Source organism: Staphylococcus sp. 510, assembly GCF_057219715.1.
The window spans coordinates 1-20,753 of record NZ_JBXVVK010000019.1 but is presented as its reverse complement, the minus strand read 5'-3'; the positions used below and the strand labels follow the sequence as shown (position 1 = coordinate 20,753).

Below are 20,753 nucleotides of genomic sequence, written 5' to 3'. Positions count from 1 at the left end.
TTTTTATTTAAAAATCTCAATATTAATAAAATTAAAGCTAAAAAAGGACGAAAGATTGAATGGTTAGAATTTTCTTTTGAACCTGAGAAACGTATTCATTCGAAACGACAATCTAATATGATAAGTACAGGCAAACCAAAACAATATATAAGCCGTGAAATGACGCCACAATGGTTAAAAAATAACACTTATGAACCAACCACATCTAAGACATCTGCGTATACAGAAGAAGAACGTCAAGCGTTTTTACAAAAAATGAAAAAGTAAAGGAGACCCAGTTATTTGATGAAAACTGTAAAGGAAGTTTCTGAACTTTTAGATGTCTCTAAACAAACAATTCATTATCATTTAAAAAGTTTACCTTCAAATTTGAAGGTAAACAAAGTAGGTAACAAATCATTAATAGATGATAATACAATAGATTATCTAAAAACAATTTTAAATAAAAAAACGACAAAAGAATCGACAAAATTTGATGAAAAATCGACAAACAAAACAGAATCATTAAATAACCAATATAGCAGTTATATCGATAAATACATAGAGCATTTAGAATCAGAAATTCGACAAAAGAATCGACAAATTGACGATTTAACAATTGCATTAAAACAAGAACAATCTTTGAATTTAAATAGCCAAAATATATTAAGTAATACCAAAAAAATAGAAACTGATAATATAGATTCAAAAGAAGATATCATTACTCCAAAAGCATCAAAAAAAATGAACAAAAACAATCTATCTTTTCTAAACTATTCAAAAAAAAATAATGTATTCACGCCTAAAGGCGTGAATACATTATTTTCTCTAAAAAGAAATTATCACTTGTTAATTATAATATAGTTAATATTTAGCAAGTGAAGTGTGGTTTATCATATGCAAAAATCCCACTACTGTCCAAAGCAAAGTAGGGTTTTTATTTAATATACAAAATACAAAGCATTTCTATATTGACAAAGGATAAAAATCATACTAACTTATGAATATATGAGCATATATTCATAAGTTAGTATGATTTTCTTCGAGTAACAAAACATTAATTGAAATTTTATATTTTTTAACTCTATAGTTATAAAAACAAAAATTCAAATTATAGAAAATATTTTTCATCATTAAAAAGAGGAGGGATTAAATGGAAAACGATCACAATCATAATCATACACATGGCGCGAACAAAAAGACTTTATTAATTAGTTTTATTATTATTACAAGTTACATGATTGTAGAAGGGTTAGGTGGTTTCTTTACTAACAGTCTTGCGTTAATTTCAGATGCTGGTCATATGTTAAGTGATTCTATTTCTTTAGGTATTGCTTTAATTGCATTTACTTTAGGAGCGAAGCAAGCTAATACAAATAAAACTTTTGGCTACAAAAGGTTTGAAATACTAGCAGCTGTACTTAATGGTATTACTTTGATGTTAATAGCTATCTATATTTTTTATGAAGCTATTGAGAGATTTAAAAACCCCCCTGAGGTAGCTTCTACAGGCATGTTAATTATCGCCTTGGTAGGCTTGTTTATTAATATTATTGTGGCTTGGATAATGCTGCGCGGGAGCGATGTAGAAGAAAACTTAAATATGCGTGGAGCATATTTGCATGTAATAAGCGACATGCTTGGATCTATAGGTGCAGTTATAGCAGCCCTTCTCATTATATTTTTTAGATGGGGGTGGGCGGATCCTTTAGCAAGTGTGATTGTAGCAATTTTAGTACTACGTAGCGGCTTTTATGTAACAAAATCAAGTCTTCATGTATTAATGGAGGGAGCACCAAGCAATATAAATACAAAAGACATTATTAAAACTATTAAAAAATTCAAAGAAGTTAAAAATATTCATGACTTTCATGTTTGGTCAGTAACTAGCGGATTAAACGCGTTATCTTGTCATATTGTTGTAGAAGATACAATGACCATTACTGAAAATGAGTTTTTACTTAAACGTATAGAACATGAACTCAATCATCAAAATATTCAACATGTCACAATACAGACTGAAACTTCTAACAATAATCATAGTGAAAAATTGTTTTGTATCGTGAAAGAAGAAGACAGTCAACATCATCATTAAATAAACAGCCATTATTTTTTAATAATGGCTGTTTATTTAATTATTCCAATATATTTAATATATCTTTTTTGTTATTTTCAAATCCCACGTAATATTTAAACAACTTTTTTTTACCCCAAAAAATTTTTTTATAAAAAACAAATAAGGGAACAATTCGGTTGCCTGATATTTTTTTCATTTCTTCTTCTAAGTCCAAATTTTGACTTACATCTTTATGACTATAACTAATCTCTTGAGAGTTTAAATACCTTTTTGATTCTTGGCAATCAGAGCATGTAGGTCTTGTGTAAAGCTCAAGTTGTATATTTTTATCCAAATATATCTCTCCTAATATAAGTTTTAGCATACATTTTATACAAGTGTACCTCTTAAAACAAACTATAAATATTAATTTTTTATATGAAACTTTTGTATTGACTTATACCTACTAGGGGTATAATATAGATTCCAACAAGAGATACCCCGTTAGGGTATATGAGGAGGGGTGAAATTGAACACTACTACTGTTAAAAACAATGACGCATTGCTCAATAGACTCAAAAGATTAGAAGGACAAATGCGCGGTTTACAATCAATGATAGCAGAAGATAGATATTGTATAGATGTACTAGTACAAATAACAGCAATACAATCAGCCCTAAAACAAGTGGGTTTTATAGTAACTGAAGACCATATATCTAATTGTGTAAGTGAAGGTATTAAAAATGGCAACGGAGAAGAAAGTATCAAAGAATTGATGGTTGTATTAAAACAATTTTCAAAATAGGAGGAAAGAAATAATTGAGTGAAAATATTAAAAAAACCTCATTAGGTATCACAGGCATGACATGTGCAGCTTGCTCGAATAAAGTAGAAAAAAATCTAAATAAATTAGATGAAGTTAACGCTAATGTAAATCCTTCTACAGAGAAAGCTACAATTGAATATAACCCCAATGTTACATCATTAGAAGATATTGCAAATACAATTCAAAAAACAGGTTATGGAGTTTTAACCGAAAAAGTGGATCTCGATGTAATGGGAATGACGTGTGCAGCTTGTTCGAATAAAATCGAAAAAGTTTTAAATCGAATCTCAGGTGTAAATAAGGCTACAGTTAATTTAACCACAGAAAGTGCTACTGTAGAATACAACCCTGATATGACGTCTGTAGATGAATTTCAACAACGTATTAAAAACCTAGGGTATGAGGCACAACCTAAAAAAGAAGCATCAGAAAAAAGTTCCCAAAAAGAAAAACAATTAAAACGACAGTTAATTAAATTAGTTGTTTCAGCTGTTTTAGCAGCTCCATTGTTAATGACAATGTTCGTTCATTTATTTGGTATTCAAATACCACATATATTTATGAACCCGTGGTTCCAATTTGTATTAGCAACGCCTGTTCAATTTGTTATTGGTTGGCAATTTTATGTAGGCGCTTATAAAAACCTTCGTAATGGGTCAGCAAATATGGATGTTCTTGTCGCTTTAGGTACAAGCGCAGCCTTCTTTTATAGTATTTATGAATCGATTAAGTGGTTAATTAATACAAATTATGAGCCACACCTATATTTTGAAACAAGTGCTGTATTAATTACTTTAATTCTTTTCGGAAAGTATTTAGAAGCACGTGCTAAAACACAAACAACAAATGCGTTAAGTAAATTGTTGAATTTACAAGCTAAAGAAGCACGTATATTACGCAACGGTGAAGAGACTATGGTTCCTTTAAGTGAGGTAAAAGAAGGAGACTATTTAGTTATCAAACCAGGAGAAAAAATACCAGTAGATGGCAAAATAATTAAAGGTATGACTTCAATTGACGAGTCAATGTTGACAGGTGAATCTATTCCTGTTGAAAAAATGCAAAATGATAATGTTATAGGATCAACAATGAATAAAAATGGAGCAATTACTGTTGAAGCAACAAAAGTTGGTAAAGATACAGCTCTTGCCTCCATTGTTAAAGTTGTCGAAGAAGCGCAAGGTTCTAAAGCGCCAATACAAAGACTAGCAGATATTATTTCTGGATATTTTGTACCTATCGTTGTAGGTATCGCGATTTTCACATTTATTATATGGATTTCATTAGTTCAGCCGGGACAATTTGAACCAGCCTTAGTTGCTGCAATAGCAGTATTAGTTATCGCTTGTCCTTGTGCGTTAGGCTTAGCTACGCCTACTTCTATAATGGTGGGTACCGGAAAAGCTGCTGAAAATGGCATTCTATTTAAAGGTGGAGAACACATTGAAGGTACACACGCTATTAATACAGTTGTTTTAGATAAAACTGGCACTATAACAAATGGCACACCTGAAGTCACTGATTTTAGTGGAGATGATCAAACATTACAATTGTTAGCTAGTGCAGAAAAAGGTTCTGAACACCCACTAGCTGAAGCTATCGTAAGTTATGCTAAAGAAAAATCATTAGAATTTTTAGAAGTAGACCATTTTGAAGCTATACCAGGGCGCGGTATAAATGCAACAATTGATGGTAAAGAACTTTTTGTCGGAAATCGAAAACTAATGAGTGAAAAAGGAATCCAAACTAATGAAGCTGAAACAAATCTCGCTCAATTTGAAAAAGAAGGAAAAACTGCAATGCTTATAAGCGTAGATAACGAATTGAGAGGGGTTGTCGCTGTAGCTGATACAGTTAAAGATACTGCCCAACAAGCTATTCAAAAACTTCATGAATTAGGTATTGAAGTTGCTATGTTAACTGGTGATAACAAACGTACCGCACAAGCAATAGCAAAACAAGTTGGTATAGACACGATTATTGCAGAGGTTTTACCAGAAGAAAAAGCTTCTAAAGTAGCAGAAATTCAATCTGAAGGTAAAAAAGTAGCTATGGTTGGAGATGGTGTCAATGATGCTCCAGCACTAGTTAAAGCAGATATTGGTATTGCCATTGGTACAGGTACAGAAGTTGCAATCGAAGCTGCTGATATAACTATTTTAGGAGGAGACCTTTTATTAATTCCAAAAGCAATAAAAGCAAGTAAATCTACAATTCGTAATATTCGCCAAAATCTATTTTGGGCGTTTGGTTACAATGTTGCAGGTATCCCTATAGCAGCAATTGGTCTGCTAGCACCTTGGGTTGCGGGAGCAGCAATGGCTTTAAGTTCTGTAAGTGTTGTCACAAACGCTTTACGTCTAAAACGTATGAAATTATAAGAATCTTATATTTCTTGAAAGGAGGTGACAACATTGACTAACGAAGTTATTAATGTAGAAGGTATGAGCTGTGACCATTGCAAGCATTCAATTGAAAAAGCATTAAATGGATTAGATGGTGTAACATCTTCAGAAGTAAGCTTGGCGAATGGGAATGTGGAAGTTGAATTTGATGAAAATCAAGTAGCTTTCAACGACTTTAAAGAAGCTATTGAAGATCAAGGTTACGATGTAATTAAATAATTTAAATAGTTGGGCATATCGTTTAATGATATGCCCTTATTAAAAATTAAGGAGGATAAAAATATGAATCATAATCATGAATATCATTCAAACAAACCCGAAATTAAAGCAAATGTTGTATATAGAGATGGTAATATAGAAATTACGTTAGAAGATGAATTTAATAATGCCCCATTATTAGATACTATGCATGAAAAAGAAATGCATTTCGTTTTAGTATCTAATGACATGGAGAAATATTACCACCTACACCCTCAAAAAAAGCATGAAGGTTTATTTATAATTAACCAACAATTAGAGCCAGGAACTTACCAGGCTTTTGTTGATGTTACACCAAAAAACCATGTGTATTCCGTTCATCCTATTGAACTGCAAATTGGAGATAAAATAACCTCTACAACATCTTTAAATTCTGATAAAAATTGGGTAAAAGTTAACAAAGGAGTTCATGTAACTTTAAATTCTATAAGTGCTAAAGAAGATGAACATGTCCCTTTAACTTTCAATACAGAATTAACTCCCCAACCTTATTTAGGAGCTTTAGGACATGTGATTATATTTGATGAGCAATTAACTGATTATATTCATGTTCACCCAGAATCACCTGATTCTACAACCTTTTATGCTCATTTTCCTAAAAAAGGGATGTATAAAATTTGGGCAGAATTTAAATTTAATGATGAAGTGCATAGATTTACTTATAATATTAAAGTTGCATAAATCTATTAGCAAAAGCTTAAAAATCAGTAAATTGTAAAGAGTTATTTAGATAATACAAAACGCTTTATAAAAAATCGAAAATTTAAGATAGAAAGTTGATGAATAAAGTATCAAAAAATTGTAGTGGTTGTTTATATTGCAACATTCACTGAATTTTTATAGTTAATAACCTATTATTTAAGGAGTAATTTATTGATTAAGTTTGAATATTTTGAGGAGAAAGATTTTGATTTATTAATAAACTGGATAAACTCTCCTGAACTTTTAGTCAAATGGGCAGGTACAGATTTTAATTATCCCCTAGATGAAGAACAATTAAAGGAATATATTAAAGACACAAATAAAGAAAATTCTAGTAAAATAATTTATAAAGTTATCATTGAAGAAAATAATTCAAAAAAAATTATAGGTCATATTGCTTTAAATAATATAGATTTTAAAAATTGTTCCGCCACGTTAAGTAAAGTTTTAGTAGGTGATCCGCAAATGCGTGGCCAAGGATTAGGCCCTAAAATAATAAAGAAATTATTGAAAAAGGCTTTTGAAGATTTGGGACTACACAGAATTGAATTAGGTGTTTTTGCCTTTAATAAATCAGCTATTAAAAGTTACAAAAAGATTGGATTTATAAAAGAAGGAGAAAAAAGAGACTTTAGAAAATTAAATGGAGAATATTATAATTTATGGCAAATGAGTATGTTAGAAAGCGAATGGTCTTGAATAATTTTAAACAAAAATAGTCCTCTTATTTTAATAAGAGGACTATTTTTGTTTATTTAGAGCGTACTCAAAAATGACATTTTGTATATAAAATTTATTTTGATTCATAAGTAATTCAGCTAATGACTTCTATTTTATTAATTTTAGCTATATATTAATATAGAAATAATAGTAAACATCTAATTAACTAAGATAGACAATTACAAAGACTTTACACTAAAATTCTTCTGAGTATGTTGAGGGGAATTATTGACAGAATTATCTTTTTTACTGTTTTAAATCTTTCACATATCTTTCCAATGCTAAATAATCTACACACATTGATTCAAAAAATGAAACTTTTTTTATCACAGCATTTTTATATACTTTTTGGGCTTTATTTACGATTCTTTGATTTTCTTGCCTAATAAAAATTAATTGGTTAGTTAATAAGTTATAATATTCTAAATCTTGCTCCTTTATGTATTGCATATCTATTTTAGAAAGATATTTATCAGGAACAGGTATCATATTTAAAAATAATAGATATCCTAATCTATTTTGAATATTATTAACCTCAAACAATTTTATTGATAGTTGATTATTTAGTTTTTTATTTTCTTTAGGGGAACTTAAAGGGACAAAATAATTAAGATCATTAATAGATAATACAACTCCTAAATAAGGACGAGTGGATTTATTTAATAATACTCTCTCATCTACATTTCTTAATTCATTAATATAATCTTCATCAACATAGTATAATTTCATAATTTCTCCTACAGTATAAAAATAAAGCGACCAAATATTTGGTCGCTTTTCAATGTCTACTTGTGGCAAGACCTCTCCATTTTTTCAATTCCAACTTTTAGCATGGACTCTCTATTTTTTCAATGTCTACTTGTGGCAAGACCTCTCCTATATACATTTTAAATTTTAGCACTGTATAAATCATATGTCAATTTTTTATCTTTATATTATATTTCTCAGAACCGTTCAAATTGGTTTTCTAAGAGAAAAATGATTAAAGATTTACTAACTGATTTTTCATTAGAAATAAAGCAGGTAGACGCTTGGTACAAAATACTTTCTACACCGATACAAATCCACAATTGATTGGAAAGAGTAAAATCCTTTGACAAGCTAATTACCGTATTGTTGATAGTATAAGAAAAGACTTATTAACCAAAAAAATCCTACAAAATCAATAATAATAGTCTTTTACATTTCTCCACCAACCAATGTTATAGTCCAATTAACGAAAATGATTAGCAAAGTAATGATCCCTCTCTGCGACTAGATTGATTCTTGATAGATAGGCGAACTATATATATCATGTTCTAATATACGACCTTTGATAAGTTATTTTCTCTTAATCTAAATTTGTTATCATTTTTTCTTTTTAAATAAATTTTTGGTAATAATAAATGCAACTACATATAACTCAACTGTTACCATTAATGGTAACGTGAAAAGACCCATATACATAAATATATCATTTGCGTGCATTATTCTATCCCAATCATCAACGACACTGATGAAGTTCCACACAAAATACCCTGTAGGGACCCCAAATATTATTAAACCTATAATCATTTTTAACAGTAATTGTTTATCTCTTAGACTCATCGTAGCTATTTTAATGTCTTCTAACGTTAACCAAGATTTTTTTTGAGATGTACTAATTTTTAAATCCTTTATTCCTGTTATATCTTTTTCTGTCTGATATCCTAAGGCATCTTTTAGAATTAATTTATCTCTACCATTAATACTCACTCTATCTATAATTTCTCTTTCAATAATACAATTATTTACATTTTCTGCAAAATAGTTTTTTCTACGTCGTTTTCCTACAAATGGAAATATAAAAATAGGGAATAATAACGAATAAAGAACAAGTAATATAGCTGGCAAACTAATTTTATCCCAATCTGTTATATATTTAATCACTTCTTCTTTAGGATATGCACTGAGTGAATAAAAAATCATTGCTAACAAGTACATTAATGCTACTAGTGTTATAAATATGTATAAAATTATATTGATTATCAGTGTTTTTACTCTTTCCATCTTTTGTCTTTTATATAAAATATTTTGACTTAGAATTTGAATAAGCGCATATATAATATATATTACTGCAAAAATCCCTACTTCGTTAAAATTCTTGTATAGGTCAATCAAGAAATCCATATTTTTGAAATACACGTTAACTCCTCCAATTAAAGTGTATAACAGGTTACTAAGACTTATAAATTTTTGCTTAAGTTATGCCATATTCTCATATAGCCCATAAGTTCTGTGTATTCAGACTTCAACATACCGTTAAGTAAATCATAAACATCATCAAATTCTTTATTTATAATTTCATAAACAACTTTTGTTTTATTTCTATACATCCACTCTGCCACGCGTTCTGTTTCACTAGTACCATCTTTTAAAGTAACGGGTTTAACTTCAATTTCATTTAATTGTTTAAGTATCTTATTTTTACTCCAATGTACATTATTTAAATACTTCTTCTTTTTCAAATCAACAAACTTTTGTAAATTATTATTTATCGGTTGTTCATTATTAATATCAGGAACCTCCCACATTTTCGTATAATAAGACAGATTTAAAACAATTTTCTTAGTATCAAAAATATTAAAAATATTTTTGATATCTAGTATATCTAAATATTCATTAGAAAAACGTATACAGTTTTCTAAAAAATTACTATATTCTTTTTTCAGAAGTTCATATTTTTCTTTATTATCTATATCGTGATCCCTATGTATATTTTGTGCTATTTCTCTAGAATCTTTAATAACAGATTTAAATAATGATAGTTTATTTGAAAAATAACGTACGTCGTCTAATGATTTTGCCAGTGTATCACTTAATTGATTTAGGTAATCTATCATTATACTTTTATTATGTATATTCTCATTCTGTCTAATATATTTTGCTATTCTATTTTGATTAGGTAGCAACTCTTCGATTGATATATTACCTCGTTTTATTTTTTCAGGTTTTGTTACATCATCTCTTAATATTTCATCGATCATATCTTCATTAACATACTTTACTTTTTTGAATGCAAACTTCCTTTTTTGTGGGTAATGATATTTATTCCAATTTTGGTTTGTTCCATTTTCTATATTATTTAAGATATCATTACTTTTATTTTTTACATAGTCTGTTGTGACACTTCGCTTTTTGCTATCTTCCTCATAAATTGAAAAATAATTCCCATTAATAATATACGCAGCTTCTTCCAGAGAATACCATCTTTCCTTTTTGCCATCTATCTCCAAGAATTTTTTATAATTACTTTTAAAAATTTCTTGTTCCATACTTAAATCAGACCCCTCTAAAATTTCTTCGATATTGTCATCAGTTAATTGATTATTCATCCAATAATTAAAATCTAAGTCATTGATTCCTTTGTTATTAATGATAATCACGCTATTACCTCCAAAAACCGAATAAATTTTTTCACCTATTATTTTATCACTTCATTTGCGAAAATTTAATCAATCACAGATATCTTTGATTAATTCTATTTATATTTCCTAAACGATGCGCATCAATAGGATAGAAAGGATGTTTCACATGAAAATTCAATCTAATTTCAAAAAAGGTGGCTATTCAACTGAAATAGCTTCCAATTATATTGATAATAAAAAACCCATTTATAGCTTAAGTACAGAACTTTATCCGCAACAGCGTTTTGAGAATAATCAGCCTACCGGAGAAATTATTGCGTATAAAGCCTGGTTTGTTCAAGAAGGCTTACCGCCCTTCACAGTTAAATTCGAAAATGAAGTGACATTACCTAATTATATGAGCGTCATTACTTTTGATCATTTAGAAGCTTGTGAAGTCCGTTATGATGTTTACTTCAAAGCTTCAGATCTGAAGGAGGTTAAATAATGACAGCCAAAGAGCTCGAACAATATCTCCTACAAAGCTTAAATATGGCACTAGGATCCATGATGCAAGGCGAAACCAGTTATACCAATAGTTTCACCTGCAAGGTCACGGAAGAAGGTTTTTACTTTCTTCCTCGCCTGCCTGCAGGCTATATTGTGGACGATGACTTATATCAAAAAATATTTCTCATTGCGAGTGCAGCTTTATATCCCAAATTCACATTGTTAAAACAGAATTCTGCGTATTTCGTACCTATGGATACCGACGATATTCATACGCAACGCGCTTTGTTTTTCCCATGGCAACAAGGGATATCAGAACGCTTAGTGATTTCTGATTTAGATCGTTTTACGTCGTCTCTAACGAATCAACAAATTCCGATCATGAAACAATTAACTTTAAACTATCAAAACATTACATCTATAGCGATCGCAGGTAATTCAGGCAGTGGTAAATCTTATATGCTGACGTACTTACTAAGTGTATTAAAACCGATATCAGAACTCATTATTGTTGACCCTAAGTTTGATACACCGAGCCGTTGGGCACGTATTCATGATATTACTGTGATTCACCCTCATCAAAATCGATCTAAGTCTGATTTTTTATCTGAAATTAATGAAAACTTAAGTCATTGCCTTCAAGTTATTCAACAACGACAAACCATTCTTTATGACGATCCAGACTATCAATTTGATCACCTAACCATTGTGATTGATGAAGTGCTCGCTTTAGCTGAAGGTGTGAATAAGACCATTAAAGACGCGTTCTTTTCATTACTATCTCAAATTGCTTTATTAGGTCGTGCCACCAAAGTTCATTTATTACTGGTGTCTCAACGATTTGATCATCAAACCATCCCGGTTTCCGTTAGAGAACAACTCAATGTGCTGATTCAAATCGGTAATATTAATAAAAAAACCACACAATTTTTATTCCCCGATTTAGATCCAGAAGGTATTGTGATACCCATTGGTAAAGGGACAGGTCTAATCCAAGTGATTGATAGTGAATCTCCCTATCAAGTCTTACCCTTGTTATGTCCGACTTACTATACGAAAGCAGGTGTATTGTGATGAGGAAAACCTATTTCATGCGTGTGTATGATATTATCATTTACTTGTTCCTGTTCGCTATTTTGACAGTTATGGTTAGTAAACTCTTTGTCCTATTAAACTTTATTGTGTCTCAAATTGATATTATCGATACGCGAAACGTCACACACTATATCACAATCATTTCAAATGGTGTATATCAACTTACATTTTACTTATTAGTCTTAGCATTGATGTTAATAGTTATCGATTTAATGATTCGTTTATTGAAAGATCAACTCACGAATCATATCAAATCTGTTTATCACACAATGGTTTTACGACATTATCTTAAACAAGATGTTGACACAGACACGACTCAGGATTGGCAAAATAACGGCAAAAGTAAAACAAATTCTGTCCAGCAATACTTTAATAAAATGGTTGGAAAATCGCTCGTTGATGTTCGTCAAAATGAAGTCCGTGTGGCAATTAAAATTCCCCGGAAACAGCAAGCTCACGATATATTAAAAAAGATTGAACCTCAAATTCATGAAGAAATTACACATATGCACCCGAATTATTACTTTTCAAAACCTCAACGTCATCATCGTTATCTATGGTTTGCAGGCCACAAACGTTAAGATACACATGCGTTGTGGTACACGAAGTGATAAACACAACGCATGTGTATCTTAACAGTGCCATGGGGTTACTACGACCCCCCATGGCATCATTAATCAATAATCACAGAAAGGATGTCCATGATGACGAAAGATAAGCGTTCGAATAAGTGGGCTTTTTTAATATATGAAGAAAGCACGCCATCTAACTATCAAGATATTTTGGAACAGATGCATATTCCTTATATTTTAAGCCCGTGGCACAATCAAGATATAGATCAATCAACGGGATTAATCAAAAAATCACATAAACACGGTGCTTTATTCTTTGATTCTTTAAAAAGTTATTCTCAAGTCTCTGAACTACTTCAACAACACTTAAATACACCGAGGCATATTGAAATTATTATGTCTCCTAAGGGCATGTTTGATTATTTTATTCATGCCTCTAATTCAGATAAAACGCTTTATGATATCAATGATATTGAAAGTGGTTGTGGTTTTGACTTAAACCAATTTTTATTAGATCAAGGTCAGTCCGAAGTGTTTAATAACATTATTGATATGATTGAAAATCACAATTTTATAGAATTTCAAGATCTAGTGATGTATGCGCGACAACATCATCCATCTTATTTAAATTTGATTATCCAACGGACGTATTTTTTTGCGAAATATTTAGATTCAAGGCGACATACGTTCAATCATAAATAGTGTGATGTGTCGAATATATGGTTTTGTGGCGCGTTTTGACGTCGCATATTTAAGGAATGCATTTCTTCGAGTTCTGTTTTAATTGAACGCATTAAATAACCTTGCATGGCTTCGACACTTTCGCTTTTTTGAATTAATGTTGCTTTAAAACGTTTGAGCACATTAATCATCTCAAACTCAATATCTTCTAACATGTATACTGTATTCTTTTCATTATTAAATGATGATTTAGCTTTAAGTATGACACTTTTAATAATTTGTATTTCATCAACTTCAAAGTTATTTAAATAGGTTTGAAGTTGATCGGGAATTTCTTGAAGTAAATGATATTTTAAGGCATTATTATCAAATTCATTAGATTGATGATTTGGATGATTCGAATGAGAAGTATTAGGGTTGGCTATATGTTCACTATCATTCATATCATACGTATCATTATTCTCAGTTTCTTTATTCTCAGTATCATTAATATCAGTATCATTAGACTTACAAATTGTTAGTTCTTGAACTATATTTTCGTTAGTTCTTGAACTAATAATTTGTTTGTTCTGGAACTTACGATTTGTTAGTTCCTTGTCATAACTAGGTTCTAAAAGGTATATTTTGTTAGGTCTATTTAGTCCTTGTCTTTCATTTATAATTAAATTGAATTTTTCTAGCTCTTTTTTCAATTTGATAATTTTAGGTTCTCCGTATTGTAAAATGGAACATAATTGTTTATTTGTATATAGTAGATATATATTATTTTCTTCATCAATCCAGTTATTGATTTTGGATAATTCAAAACGATCTTTTAATAGAGCATACATAACCTTTGCGTCAGTTGTCATTTTAGAAAAATGACCATCTTCAAATAAAAATTTTGGGAGTTGGTAAAAACGAGATGTTTCAAATTCACTAGCAGAAATTTTTTTGAATTTTGACATAATATAAACCTCTTCTTTTTCATATTTAGATAGAGGTAATAAGACGCGTTATTATATTTAATAATATCTCATTCTTGAAGTCATATTGTTTATACTATATAATTATATGTACTTATTATATAAACAACGCATCATTTAGAGTATATATGTTAGCGTTTATTACCTAAAGCGTTTAGTCGGGCCAACGACTAAACGCTTTTTACTTTATTAAAATCTAAGTTAATAGTAACAAAGTAAAAAAGAAGAAACAATAAATTATGTAACTTCTTATAAGTAACATGTTACATGTAACAAAAACCCAATTAGGATAGTGAACTAATGTAAAGAGTAAAGACATAGTAAATAAAGATTGAAAAAAAGTAATTTCAATAGTAACATGTTACATGTAACAAAAACCCAATTAGGATAGTGAACTAATGTAAAGAGTAAAGACATAGTAAATAAAGATTGAAAAAAAATAATTTCAATAGTAACATGTTACATGTAACAAAAACCCAATTAGGATAGTGAACTAATGTAAAGAGTAAAGACATAGTAAATAAAGATTGAAAAAAAATAATTTCAATAGTAACATGTTACATGTAACAAAAACCCAATTAGGATAGTGAACTAATGTAAAGAGTAAAGACATAGTAAATGGGAGGTATTATTTTGAGCATAATAACAGTTGGAAATTTTAAAGGTGGTGTAGGTAAAACAACAGTAGCCACGTTACTTTCTTATATTGCATCTGAAAATTATGATAAAAAAGTACTTTTAATAGATTTTGATCCTCAGGGAAATGCAACTCAAATTATGAAAAGAACTTATCCGGAATTTGAGGAAGAAAAGATTTCATTTATAAACATGCTAAAAAATGGAAATATAGATCAAAGTATTGTGAAATTAACTTCCAAATTATCACTATTACCAGCTGATTCATCTTTGGCTAACTTATCCGATATCATTTCAAAGACAGATATTCTAAAGAAAAGATATATTTTAAAAAATGTGGTTGAAAAAATTAAAGAAATTCACGATTTCGACTATATATTTATTGATGTACCACCTACTATTAACTCTGATTTCACTAATAATGCTGTTTATGCAAGTGATTACATTTTAATGGTATTTCAAACACAACAATCTGCTTATGAAAGTAGTCTTTCATTTGTTAATTTTTTAAGGGATCGAAAAAAAGAATCAGATTTATCGTTTGAATTGGTTGGCGCTGTTCCAGTATTAATTAAAAAAAGTGGACGTGTAGATAAACAGATATTAGATATGTCTAAATCAGCATTTTCTGAAGCACTCTTTGAGAACCAGATATATCAAAGAGAAAGAATAAAAAAATTTGCCGCTGATGGAATAAAAGATAAAGATATGCATGACAAAAAAGTTATATATATGTTTAACAAAGTCTACGAAGAATTAGTTAATAGAATTAGATTAATTGAGGGTGAGTGATATTTATGGCAGGATTTTTAGATAACATAGATACATCTGAGGTAAAATATACGGAAAATTATAAACCGGTATCTAAAAGTACGACTATGAGAGTGGACACTGATATAAAAAAAAGACTAAATCAAATGGCATTAGATAAGGATACATCTATAAAAGCTATAGTTGATGAAGTGTTAGGAGAATTTTTGGAAAAAAATAAGTATTAGTATTATATATATATTGAAAGAGTGTGTCATTACTTTAGACTGTAATGACACACTCTTATTTTAAATAACTTCTGATAATCATTGGTTATGTAAACAGAGTGAATGAGGCAATCATAGTCCATACAGAACCTTTATTTGGCTCTCATTTGTGTTTTAAGAGCTTATGTAAAAAAACATATAAAATACCCCTTAAAATGCAAAATAAGGATATTAGCTTATCACATATGAGTTTTGGTTTTAGTACGACACTTTTTTAGGTGTGTAAGTGCGCCTTTGGATATAAAAATAAAAGCCAACCCAGACAAAGTGGATTGACTTTTTCTTTCGTACGGTCTGTTTATTTTTCCTTCGACGCCGTATCGTCGATGTAAATAAAAAAAGTTATGGGCTAAAAATCTACATCACTTTTTCAAGAATGTAGTAGCGATATTCGACACAAATTAATTTTTATAACTGCTCGGAATATCTCAAGCCGTTTCTTTGAATTTAAAATTAAAAATCGACGCAGGTCGATGACGGATCTACACTAGCGTTTGGAACAAACGTATAAGTGCGCCCTTACGGGAGTTAAGTAGATTATAACACTGGTTAGTAGAGGAATGCAAAATTATAAAGTGTGTTGAGTTAGATTAGACATTTTTCTTTTTAAAGACAAATACTACGATGATTAAGAAAATAATAATATAAACAATATTACCAATAAATAATTCATGCAGTTCTAATTTTGTGAATTTTTTCATGTTTTTATCAACAATTTGAACCATAATATTCATCATACTAATAGGGTTCCATTTTAACCATTCCCATTTATCTACAACAATTGTTAATATCCCTGACAAAATTGAAGTGGCAAAATACAATACAATACCGACAGCAATAGAGACACCGGGACTTTTCATTGCACATGAAATTAATAAGGTGATACTTAAGACTAACCATGTTCCAACATATGTACCTAGTCCAGTTAATAACATTTTACTTAATAACGATAACGCATCACCCTTACTTTCAAGGAGATTGATATCGTTGAAGAAAATAGCCCATAGAATAATTCCTACAACAATACTAACAATAAAATACAGTAGTGAAAAAAGTATTAATGTAATAATTTTACTAATAATAATGCTTGTTCTCGTATATTTTCGATAGAGAAGATTTTTAATTGTACCATGATAAAACTCCATTGAAATAATGGTGCTGGCTTGAATAATTAATAAAAAGATAAACCATGAAAAACCACTAAATGCTGATTCAATAGATGATTGTGGAGAAAAAACATCATCATAGTTTTTAGATATTATAGCTTGAACAACCATTAATAACATAATGATAATTGGTATAATAAACGTCGATTTCTTTTTAAACAATTTAAAACATTCTTGCTTAATTAAAGTGCCCATTTTACGATTGATCCTCCTTATCAATGATACTTAATAATACATTTTCTAAATCGTTATCTTTATATTGGTTTAATTCTTCTTCGGTAGTTTCAGTAACAATTTTACCTTTGTTAATGATAAGGATAGAATTGGTGATTTTTACTAACTCACTTAATATATGGCTAGAAATTAAAAAGGTAACGCCCTCTTCCGCTTTTTTTACAATGAGTTCTCTAACATCTCTTACAGCCCTAGGATCTAACCCATTCATAGGTTCATCTAAAATAATTAATTGGGGTTGATTTAAGAAAGCTATTGCAATACCTAATTTTTGTTTCATACCCAAGGAATATGTTTTGGCTTTATTATGTATATACTCATCCATTTTAAGTTGAGAGACAATTGTATCAATATCTTGAGTATTTTTAGTTTCATTTAGTAGTTTAAGATTGTCATAGCCTGACATAAAGGGATATACTCCTGGATTTTCGATCAATGCACCAACGTTACTTTTTTTATGCTTATTTTCAATAACTTCAAAGTTACCTTCTTGATAAATCGAGTAGCCTAATATAACTTTCATCAAAGATGTTTTTCCTGCCCCATTTGCTCCAACAAGACCGACAATCTGTCCTCGTTTTAAATTTAAAGAAATATCTTTGAGAATAGTCTTATTACCTATCTTTTTTGTTAAATGTTCTACTGTTAAAACATCCATACAATTATCTCCTTTTTAATTATTTAGATATATTTTAAATCCAAACTTAATGTATCATAAAAAAATAAATTATTTAAATACATGTTGAGATACATAAATATAAATTAAATGAAGTGCTGCATTTTATAAGTACACTCTAAATTAACAAGATGTATAATCAATCTCAAATTGTAATTTTATACTTTTATTATATGATCTTTGTACTTAGAGATATATTGTAAAAAAACCAATAAAATGTTATATTAACATTACTATTTTATCGATGAAGGAGGATTAAAATGACAGCTTCTATGAGACTCAAATAAACCTTTTTGAATACAAAACTAAATTAATTCAAAAAGGCTTGTCCGCAATACACACACTCATAGGATGACTTATGTCATTTTTTATCCTTCGATAGGAATAATAAACGCTTTCAAATACTAAAACATCGTAATAATTCTTTAAGTGTTTGAAAGTGTAATGTGAATGAGACGGGAGTAGCCTGTCTCATTTTTTGCGTACACGTCCTTTAAATATACAAGGAGTGTATAAATATGGAACAATATACAATTAAATTTAACCAAATCAATCATAAATTGACAGATTTACGATCACTTAACATCGATCATCTTTATGCTTACCAATTTGAAAAAATAGCACTTATTGGGGGTAATGGTACTGGCAAAACCACATTACTAAATATGATTGCTCAAAAAACAAAACCAGAATCTGGAACAGTTGAAACGAATGGCGAAATTCAATATTTTGAACAGCTTAACATGGATGTGGAAAATGATTTTAACACGTTAGACGGTAGTTTAATGAGTGAACTCCATATACCTATGCATACAACCGACAGTATGAGTGGTGGTGAAAAAGCAAAATATAAATTAGCTAATGTCATATCAAATTATAGTCCGATATTACTTTTAGATGAACCTACAAATCACTTGGATAAAATTGGTAAAGATTATCTGAATAATATTTTAAAATATTACTATGGTACTTTAATTATAGTAAGTCACGATAGAGCACTTATAGACCAAATTGCTGACACAATTTGGGATATACAAGAAGATGGCACAATAAGAGTGTTTAAAGGTAATTACACACAGTATCAAAATCAATATGAACAAGAACAGTTAGAACAACAACGTAAATATGAACAGTATATAAGTGAAAAACAAAGATTGTCCCAAGCCAGTAAAGCTAAACGAAATCAAGCGCAACAAATGGCACAAGCATCATCAAAACAAAAAAATAAAAGTATAGCACCAGATCGTTTAAGTGCATCAAAACAAAAAGGCACGGTTGAGAAGGCTGCTCAAAAACAAGCTAAGCATATTGAAAAAAGAATGGAACATTTGGAAGAAGTTGAAAAACCACAAAGTTATCATGAATTCAATTTTCCACAAAATAAAATTTATGATATCCATAATAATTATCCAATCATTGCACAAAATCTAACATTGGTTAAAGGAAGTCAAAAACTGCTAACACAAGTACGATTCCAAATACCATATGGCAAAAATATAGCGCTCGTAGGTGCAAATGGTGTAGGTAAGACAACTTTACTTGAAGCTATTTACCACCAAATAGAGGGAATTGATTGTTCTCCTAAAGTGCAAATGGCATACTATCGTCAACTTGCTTATGAAGACATGCGTGACGTTTCATTATTGCAATATTTAATGGATGAAACGGATTCATCAGAATCATTCAGTAGAGCTATTTTAAATAACTTGGGTTTAAATGAAGCACTTGAGCGTTCTTGTAATGTTTTGAGTGGTGGGGAAAGAACGAAATTATCGTTAGCAGTATTATTTTCAACGAAAGCGAATATGTTAATTTTGGATGAACCAACTAATTTTTTAGATATTAAAACATTAGAAGCATTAGAAATGTTTATGAATAAATATCCTGGAATCATTTTGTTTACATCACATGATACAAGGTTTGTTAAACATGTATCAGATAAAAAATGGGAATTAACAGGACAATCTATTCATGATATAACTTAAAAACTATACACTAATTTATATTGAATATTTCTTTAAAGTATTATAATAAAGTAAATAACAATAGTACCATAACCGATCATTTTTGAGAAAAAGAATATAGAAGAAAAGAGAGGGAGTTTTTACCCTCTCTTTTCTTGTTTTATTATTAAAATCTCATAATAGATGATTAATATGCGTTTTAGAACGCTGTGAGAAACGCTCATTTGCATTGACAACCTATTTATCAAGATAATCCCTTATCGTGTTTAATTCTATAAACAGTCTGCCTTGTTATATTTACTTCTTTTGCAATTTTACTAATTGCTTGGCCTTCTTCTAACATTTCGACAACTCGATGATAGATAACACGCTTTTGAGGATCTTTCGCGTTTGGCGAATAAAGTAAAGGTCGTCCTTTATAAACGCCTTTTTCTTTCGCAACTTGAATTCCTTGTGCTTGTCGACGTTTACTTTCGTTTCTCTCTTGTTCTGAAACCATTGCTAAAATTTGAACAATTAAATCTTTCATAAATTTATCCAGTAATGGATTACTAATAACTTCATTCATCATAGGTAAACTTGTAATCATTAACTGAACGTCTTTTTCTTTTAAGTAATTCACAGTTTCAATAATTTCATCATAATTACGTCCTAAACGATCAATAGATTCCACAACGAATCGATCTCCCGTTCTTACAAAGTTAAGTGCTTCTTGAAATACTGGTCTATTTTCAATAGATTTCCCAGACTGTTTTTCTGTAAATATTTTTTCAGCCCCAAACGTCTTTAAATTTTCAAGTTGTCTTTCTAAATTTTGATCGATCGATGATACTCACGCATAGCCAACAATCATTGATTTTCACCTCATAATTAATATACACCCTAACCATACATTTTAGTTGCTAT

21 protein-coding genes and 2 pseudogenes are annotated in these 20,753 nt (G+C 29.7%); 15 read left to right on the top strand and 8 right to left on the bottom strand.

The features are described 5' to 3' along the window. The 3 genes and pseudogenes from AC2D8K_RS11665 to AC2D8K_RS11655 form a co-directional block, all read left to right on the top strand. A pseudogene (locus AC2D8K_RS11665) lies at positions 1-267 on the top strand (replication initiation protein); the annotation flags it as partial. 18 nt (positions 268-285) lie between these two features. Next, positions 286-770, top strand: a pseudogene (locus AC2D8K_RS11660) (replication-associated family protein). Between the two features lie 362 nt (positions 771-1,132). Further along, positions 1,133-2,074 carry a cation diffusion facilitator family transporter gene (locus AC2D8K_RS11655; RefSeq protein WP_001831389.1) on the top strand — a complete coding sequence of 314 codons (942 nt, stop codon included), beginning with the start codon at positions 1,133-1,135 and terminating at the stop codon, positions 2,072-2,074. A 40-nt stretch (positions 2,075-2,114) separates the two neighbouring features. Here the strand turns inward: AC2D8K_RS11655 and AC2D8K_RS11650 are convergent, their stop codons facing one another. Next, positions 2,115-2,390 carry a glutaredoxin family protein gene (locus AC2D8K_RS11650; protein WP_001831374.1) on the bottom strand — a complete coding sequence of 92 codons (276 nt, stop codon included), beginning with the start codon at positions 2,388-2,390 and terminating at the stop codon, positions 2,115-2,117. Positions 2,391-2,564: 174 nt separating this feature from the next. Here AC2D8K_RS11650 and AC2D8K_RS11645 point away from each other — a divergent pair, with 174 nt between their 5' ends. The 5 genes from AC2D8K_RS11645 to AC2D8K_RS11625 all read left to right on the top strand — a co-directional run bounded on the left by AC2D8K_RS11645 (position 2,565) and on the right by AC2D8K_RS11625 (position 6,925). Then, on the top strand, positions 2,565-2,840 hold the full coding sequence (locus AC2D8K_RS11645) for a metal-sensing transcriptional repressor (RefSeq protein ID WP_001831396.1): 276 nt from the start codon (positions 2,565-2,567) through the stop codon (positions 2,838-2,840). A 14-nt stretch (positions 2,841-2,854) separates the two neighbouring features. Next, positions 2,855-5,242 (top strand): heavy metal translocating P-type ATPase, encoded by a 2,388-nt coding sequence (locus AC2D8K_RS11640; RefSeq protein ID WP_001832797.1) that lies wholly within the window; start codon positions 2,855-2,857, stop codon positions 5,240-5,242. A 33-nt stretch (positions 5,243-5,275) separates the two neighbouring features. Then, positions 5,276-5,485, top strand: a complete 210-nt coding sequence (gene copZ / locus AC2D8K_RS11635) for a copper chaperone CopZ (protein WP_001831373.1) — start codon at positions 5,276-5,278, stop codon at positions 5,483-5,485. Positions 5,486-5,548: 63 nt separating this feature from the next. Then, positions 5,549-6,205, top strand: coding sequence for a hypothetical protein (locus AC2D8K_RS11630; protein ID WP_001831384.1), 657 nt, complete (start codon positions 5,549-5,551; stop codon positions 6,203-6,205). Between the two features lie 192 nt (positions 6,206-6,397). Next, positions 6,398-6,925 (top strand): GNAT family N-acetyltransferase, encoded by a 528-nt coding sequence (locus AC2D8K_RS11625; RefSeq protein WP_001831394.1) that lies wholly within the window; start codon positions 6,398-6,400, stop codon positions 6,923-6,925. 267 nt (positions 6,926-7,192) lie between these two features. On the opposite strand, the gene AC2D8K_RS11620 is transcribed toward AC2D8K_RS11625, so the two are convergent. The 3 genes from AC2D8K_RS11620 to AC2D8K_RS11610 form a co-directional block, all read right to left on the bottom strand. Further along, positions 7,193-7,744, bottom strand: a complete 552-nt coding sequence (locus tag AC2D8K_RS11620) for a type III toxin-antitoxin system ToxN/AbiQ family toxin (RefSeq protein ID WP_002488419.1) — start codon at positions 7,742-7,744, stop codon at positions 7,193-7,195. A gap of 549 nt (positions 7,745-8,293) precedes the next feature. Further along, entirely contained in the window at positions 8,294-9,109 is an 816-nt protein-coding gene (locus AC2D8K_RS11615) for a hypothetical protein (protein WP_001832799.1), read from the bottom strand. Between the two features lie 41 nt (positions 9,110-9,150). Beyond that, positions 9,151-10,350 carry a hypothetical protein gene (locus AC2D8K_RS11610; RefSeq protein ID WP_001831368.1) on the bottom strand — a complete coding sequence of 400 codons (1,200 nt, stop codon included), beginning with the start codon at positions 10,348-10,350 and terminating at the stop codon, positions 9,151-9,153. Positions 10,351-10,498: 148 nt separating this feature from the next. Here AC2D8K_RS11610 and AC2D8K_RS11605 point away from each other — a divergent pair, with 148 nt between their 5' ends. The 4 genes from AC2D8K_RS11605 to AC2D8K_RS11590 all read left to right on the top strand — a co-directional run bounded on the left by AC2D8K_RS11605 (position 10,499) and on the right by AC2D8K_RS11590 (position 13,190). Then, complete coding sequence (locus AC2D8K_RS11605) at positions 10,499-10,819, top strand: hypothetical protein (protein ID WP_000701704.1); 321 nt, start codon at positions 10,499-10,501, stop codon at positions 10,817-10,819. Next, positions 10,819-11,895, top strand: a complete 1,077-nt coding sequence (locus tag AC2D8K_RS11600; RefSeq protein ID WP_000125496.1) for an ATP-binding protein — start codon at positions 10,819-10,821, stop codon at positions 11,893-11,895. The genes AC2D8K_RS11605 and AC2D8K_RS11600 overlap by 1 nt, the downstream gene beginning before the upstream one ends. Positions 11,896-11,966: 71 nt before the next feature. Continuing rightward, positions 11,967-12,497, top strand: coding sequence for a hypothetical protein (locus AC2D8K_RS11595; protein WP_225973524.1), 531 nt, complete (start codon positions 11,967-11,969; stop codon positions 12,495-12,497). A gap of 123 nt (positions 12,498-12,620) precedes the next feature. Then, positions 12,621-13,190: a replication protein gene (locus tag AC2D8K_RS11590; protein WP_000159079.1), complete on the top strand. Its 570-nt coding sequence runs from the start codon at positions 12,621-12,623 to the stop codon at positions 13,188-13,190. On the opposite strand, the gene AC2D8K_RS11585 is transcribed toward AC2D8K_RS11590, so the two are convergent. Then, positions 13,181-14,116, bottom strand: coding sequence for a replication initiator protein A (locus AC2D8K_RS11585; RefSeq protein WP_000032810.1), 936 nt, complete (start codon positions 14,114-14,116; stop codon positions 13,181-13,183). The two genes, AC2D8K_RS11590 and AC2D8K_RS11585, sit on opposite strands and share 10 nt — an antisense overlap. Before the next feature lie 651 nt (positions 14,117-14,767). Here AC2D8K_RS11585 and AC2D8K_RS11580 point away from each other — a divergent pair. Together AC2D8K_RS11580 and AC2D8K_RS11575 are read left to right on the top strand one after the other, a co-directional pair. Beyond that, entirely contained in the window at positions 14,768-15,562 is a 795-nt protein-coding gene (locus AC2D8K_RS11580) for a ParA family protein (RefSeq protein WP_000022892.1), read from the top strand. Positions 15,563-15,567: 5 nt separating this feature from the next. Further along, a complete protein-coding gene (locus AC2D8K_RS11575; RefSeq protein ID WP_000896836.1) occupies positions 15,568-15,768 on the top strand; it encodes a hypothetical protein in 201 nt (66 codons plus the stop codon). Between the two features lie 629 nt (positions 15,769-16,397). Here the strand turns inward: AC2D8K_RS11575 and AC2D8K_RS11570 are convergent. Continuing rightward, the gene (locus tag AC2D8K_RS11570; RefSeq protein WP_002455772.1) at positions 16,398-17,168 is read right to left on the bottom strand and encodes an ABC transporter permease; all 771 of its coding nucleotides are present in this window, start codon (positions 17,166-17,168) and stop codon (positions 16,398-16,400) included. A 1-nt stretch (position 17,169) separates the two neighbouring features. Next, complete coding sequence (locus AC2D8K_RS11565; RefSeq protein ID WP_002447409.1) at positions 17,170-17,865, bottom strand: ABC transporter ATP-binding protein; 696 nt, start codon at positions 17,863-17,865, stop codon at positions 17,170-17,172. 536 nt (positions 17,866-18,401) lie between these two features. Here AC2D8K_RS11565 and msr(A) point away from each other — a divergent pair. Beyond that, the gene (msr(A), locus tag AC2D8K_RS11560) at positions 18,402-19,868 is read left to right on the top strand and encodes an ABC-F type ribosomal protection protein Msr(A) (RefSeq protein WP_002447408.1); all 1,467 of its coding nucleotides are present in this window, start codon (positions 18,402-18,404) and stop codon (positions 19,866-19,868) included. Between the two features lie 223 nt (positions 19,869-20,091). Here msr(A) and AC2D8K_RS11555 read toward each other — a convergent pair whose 3' ends face one another. Then, positions 20,092-20,670 carry a recombinase family protein gene (locus tag AC2D8K_RS11555; protein ID WP_031908289.1) on the bottom strand — a complete coding sequence of 193 codons (579 nt, stop codon included), beginning with the start codon at positions 20,668-20,670 and terminating at the stop codon, positions 20,092-20,094. Positions 20,671-20,753: the final 83 nt, after the last annotated feature.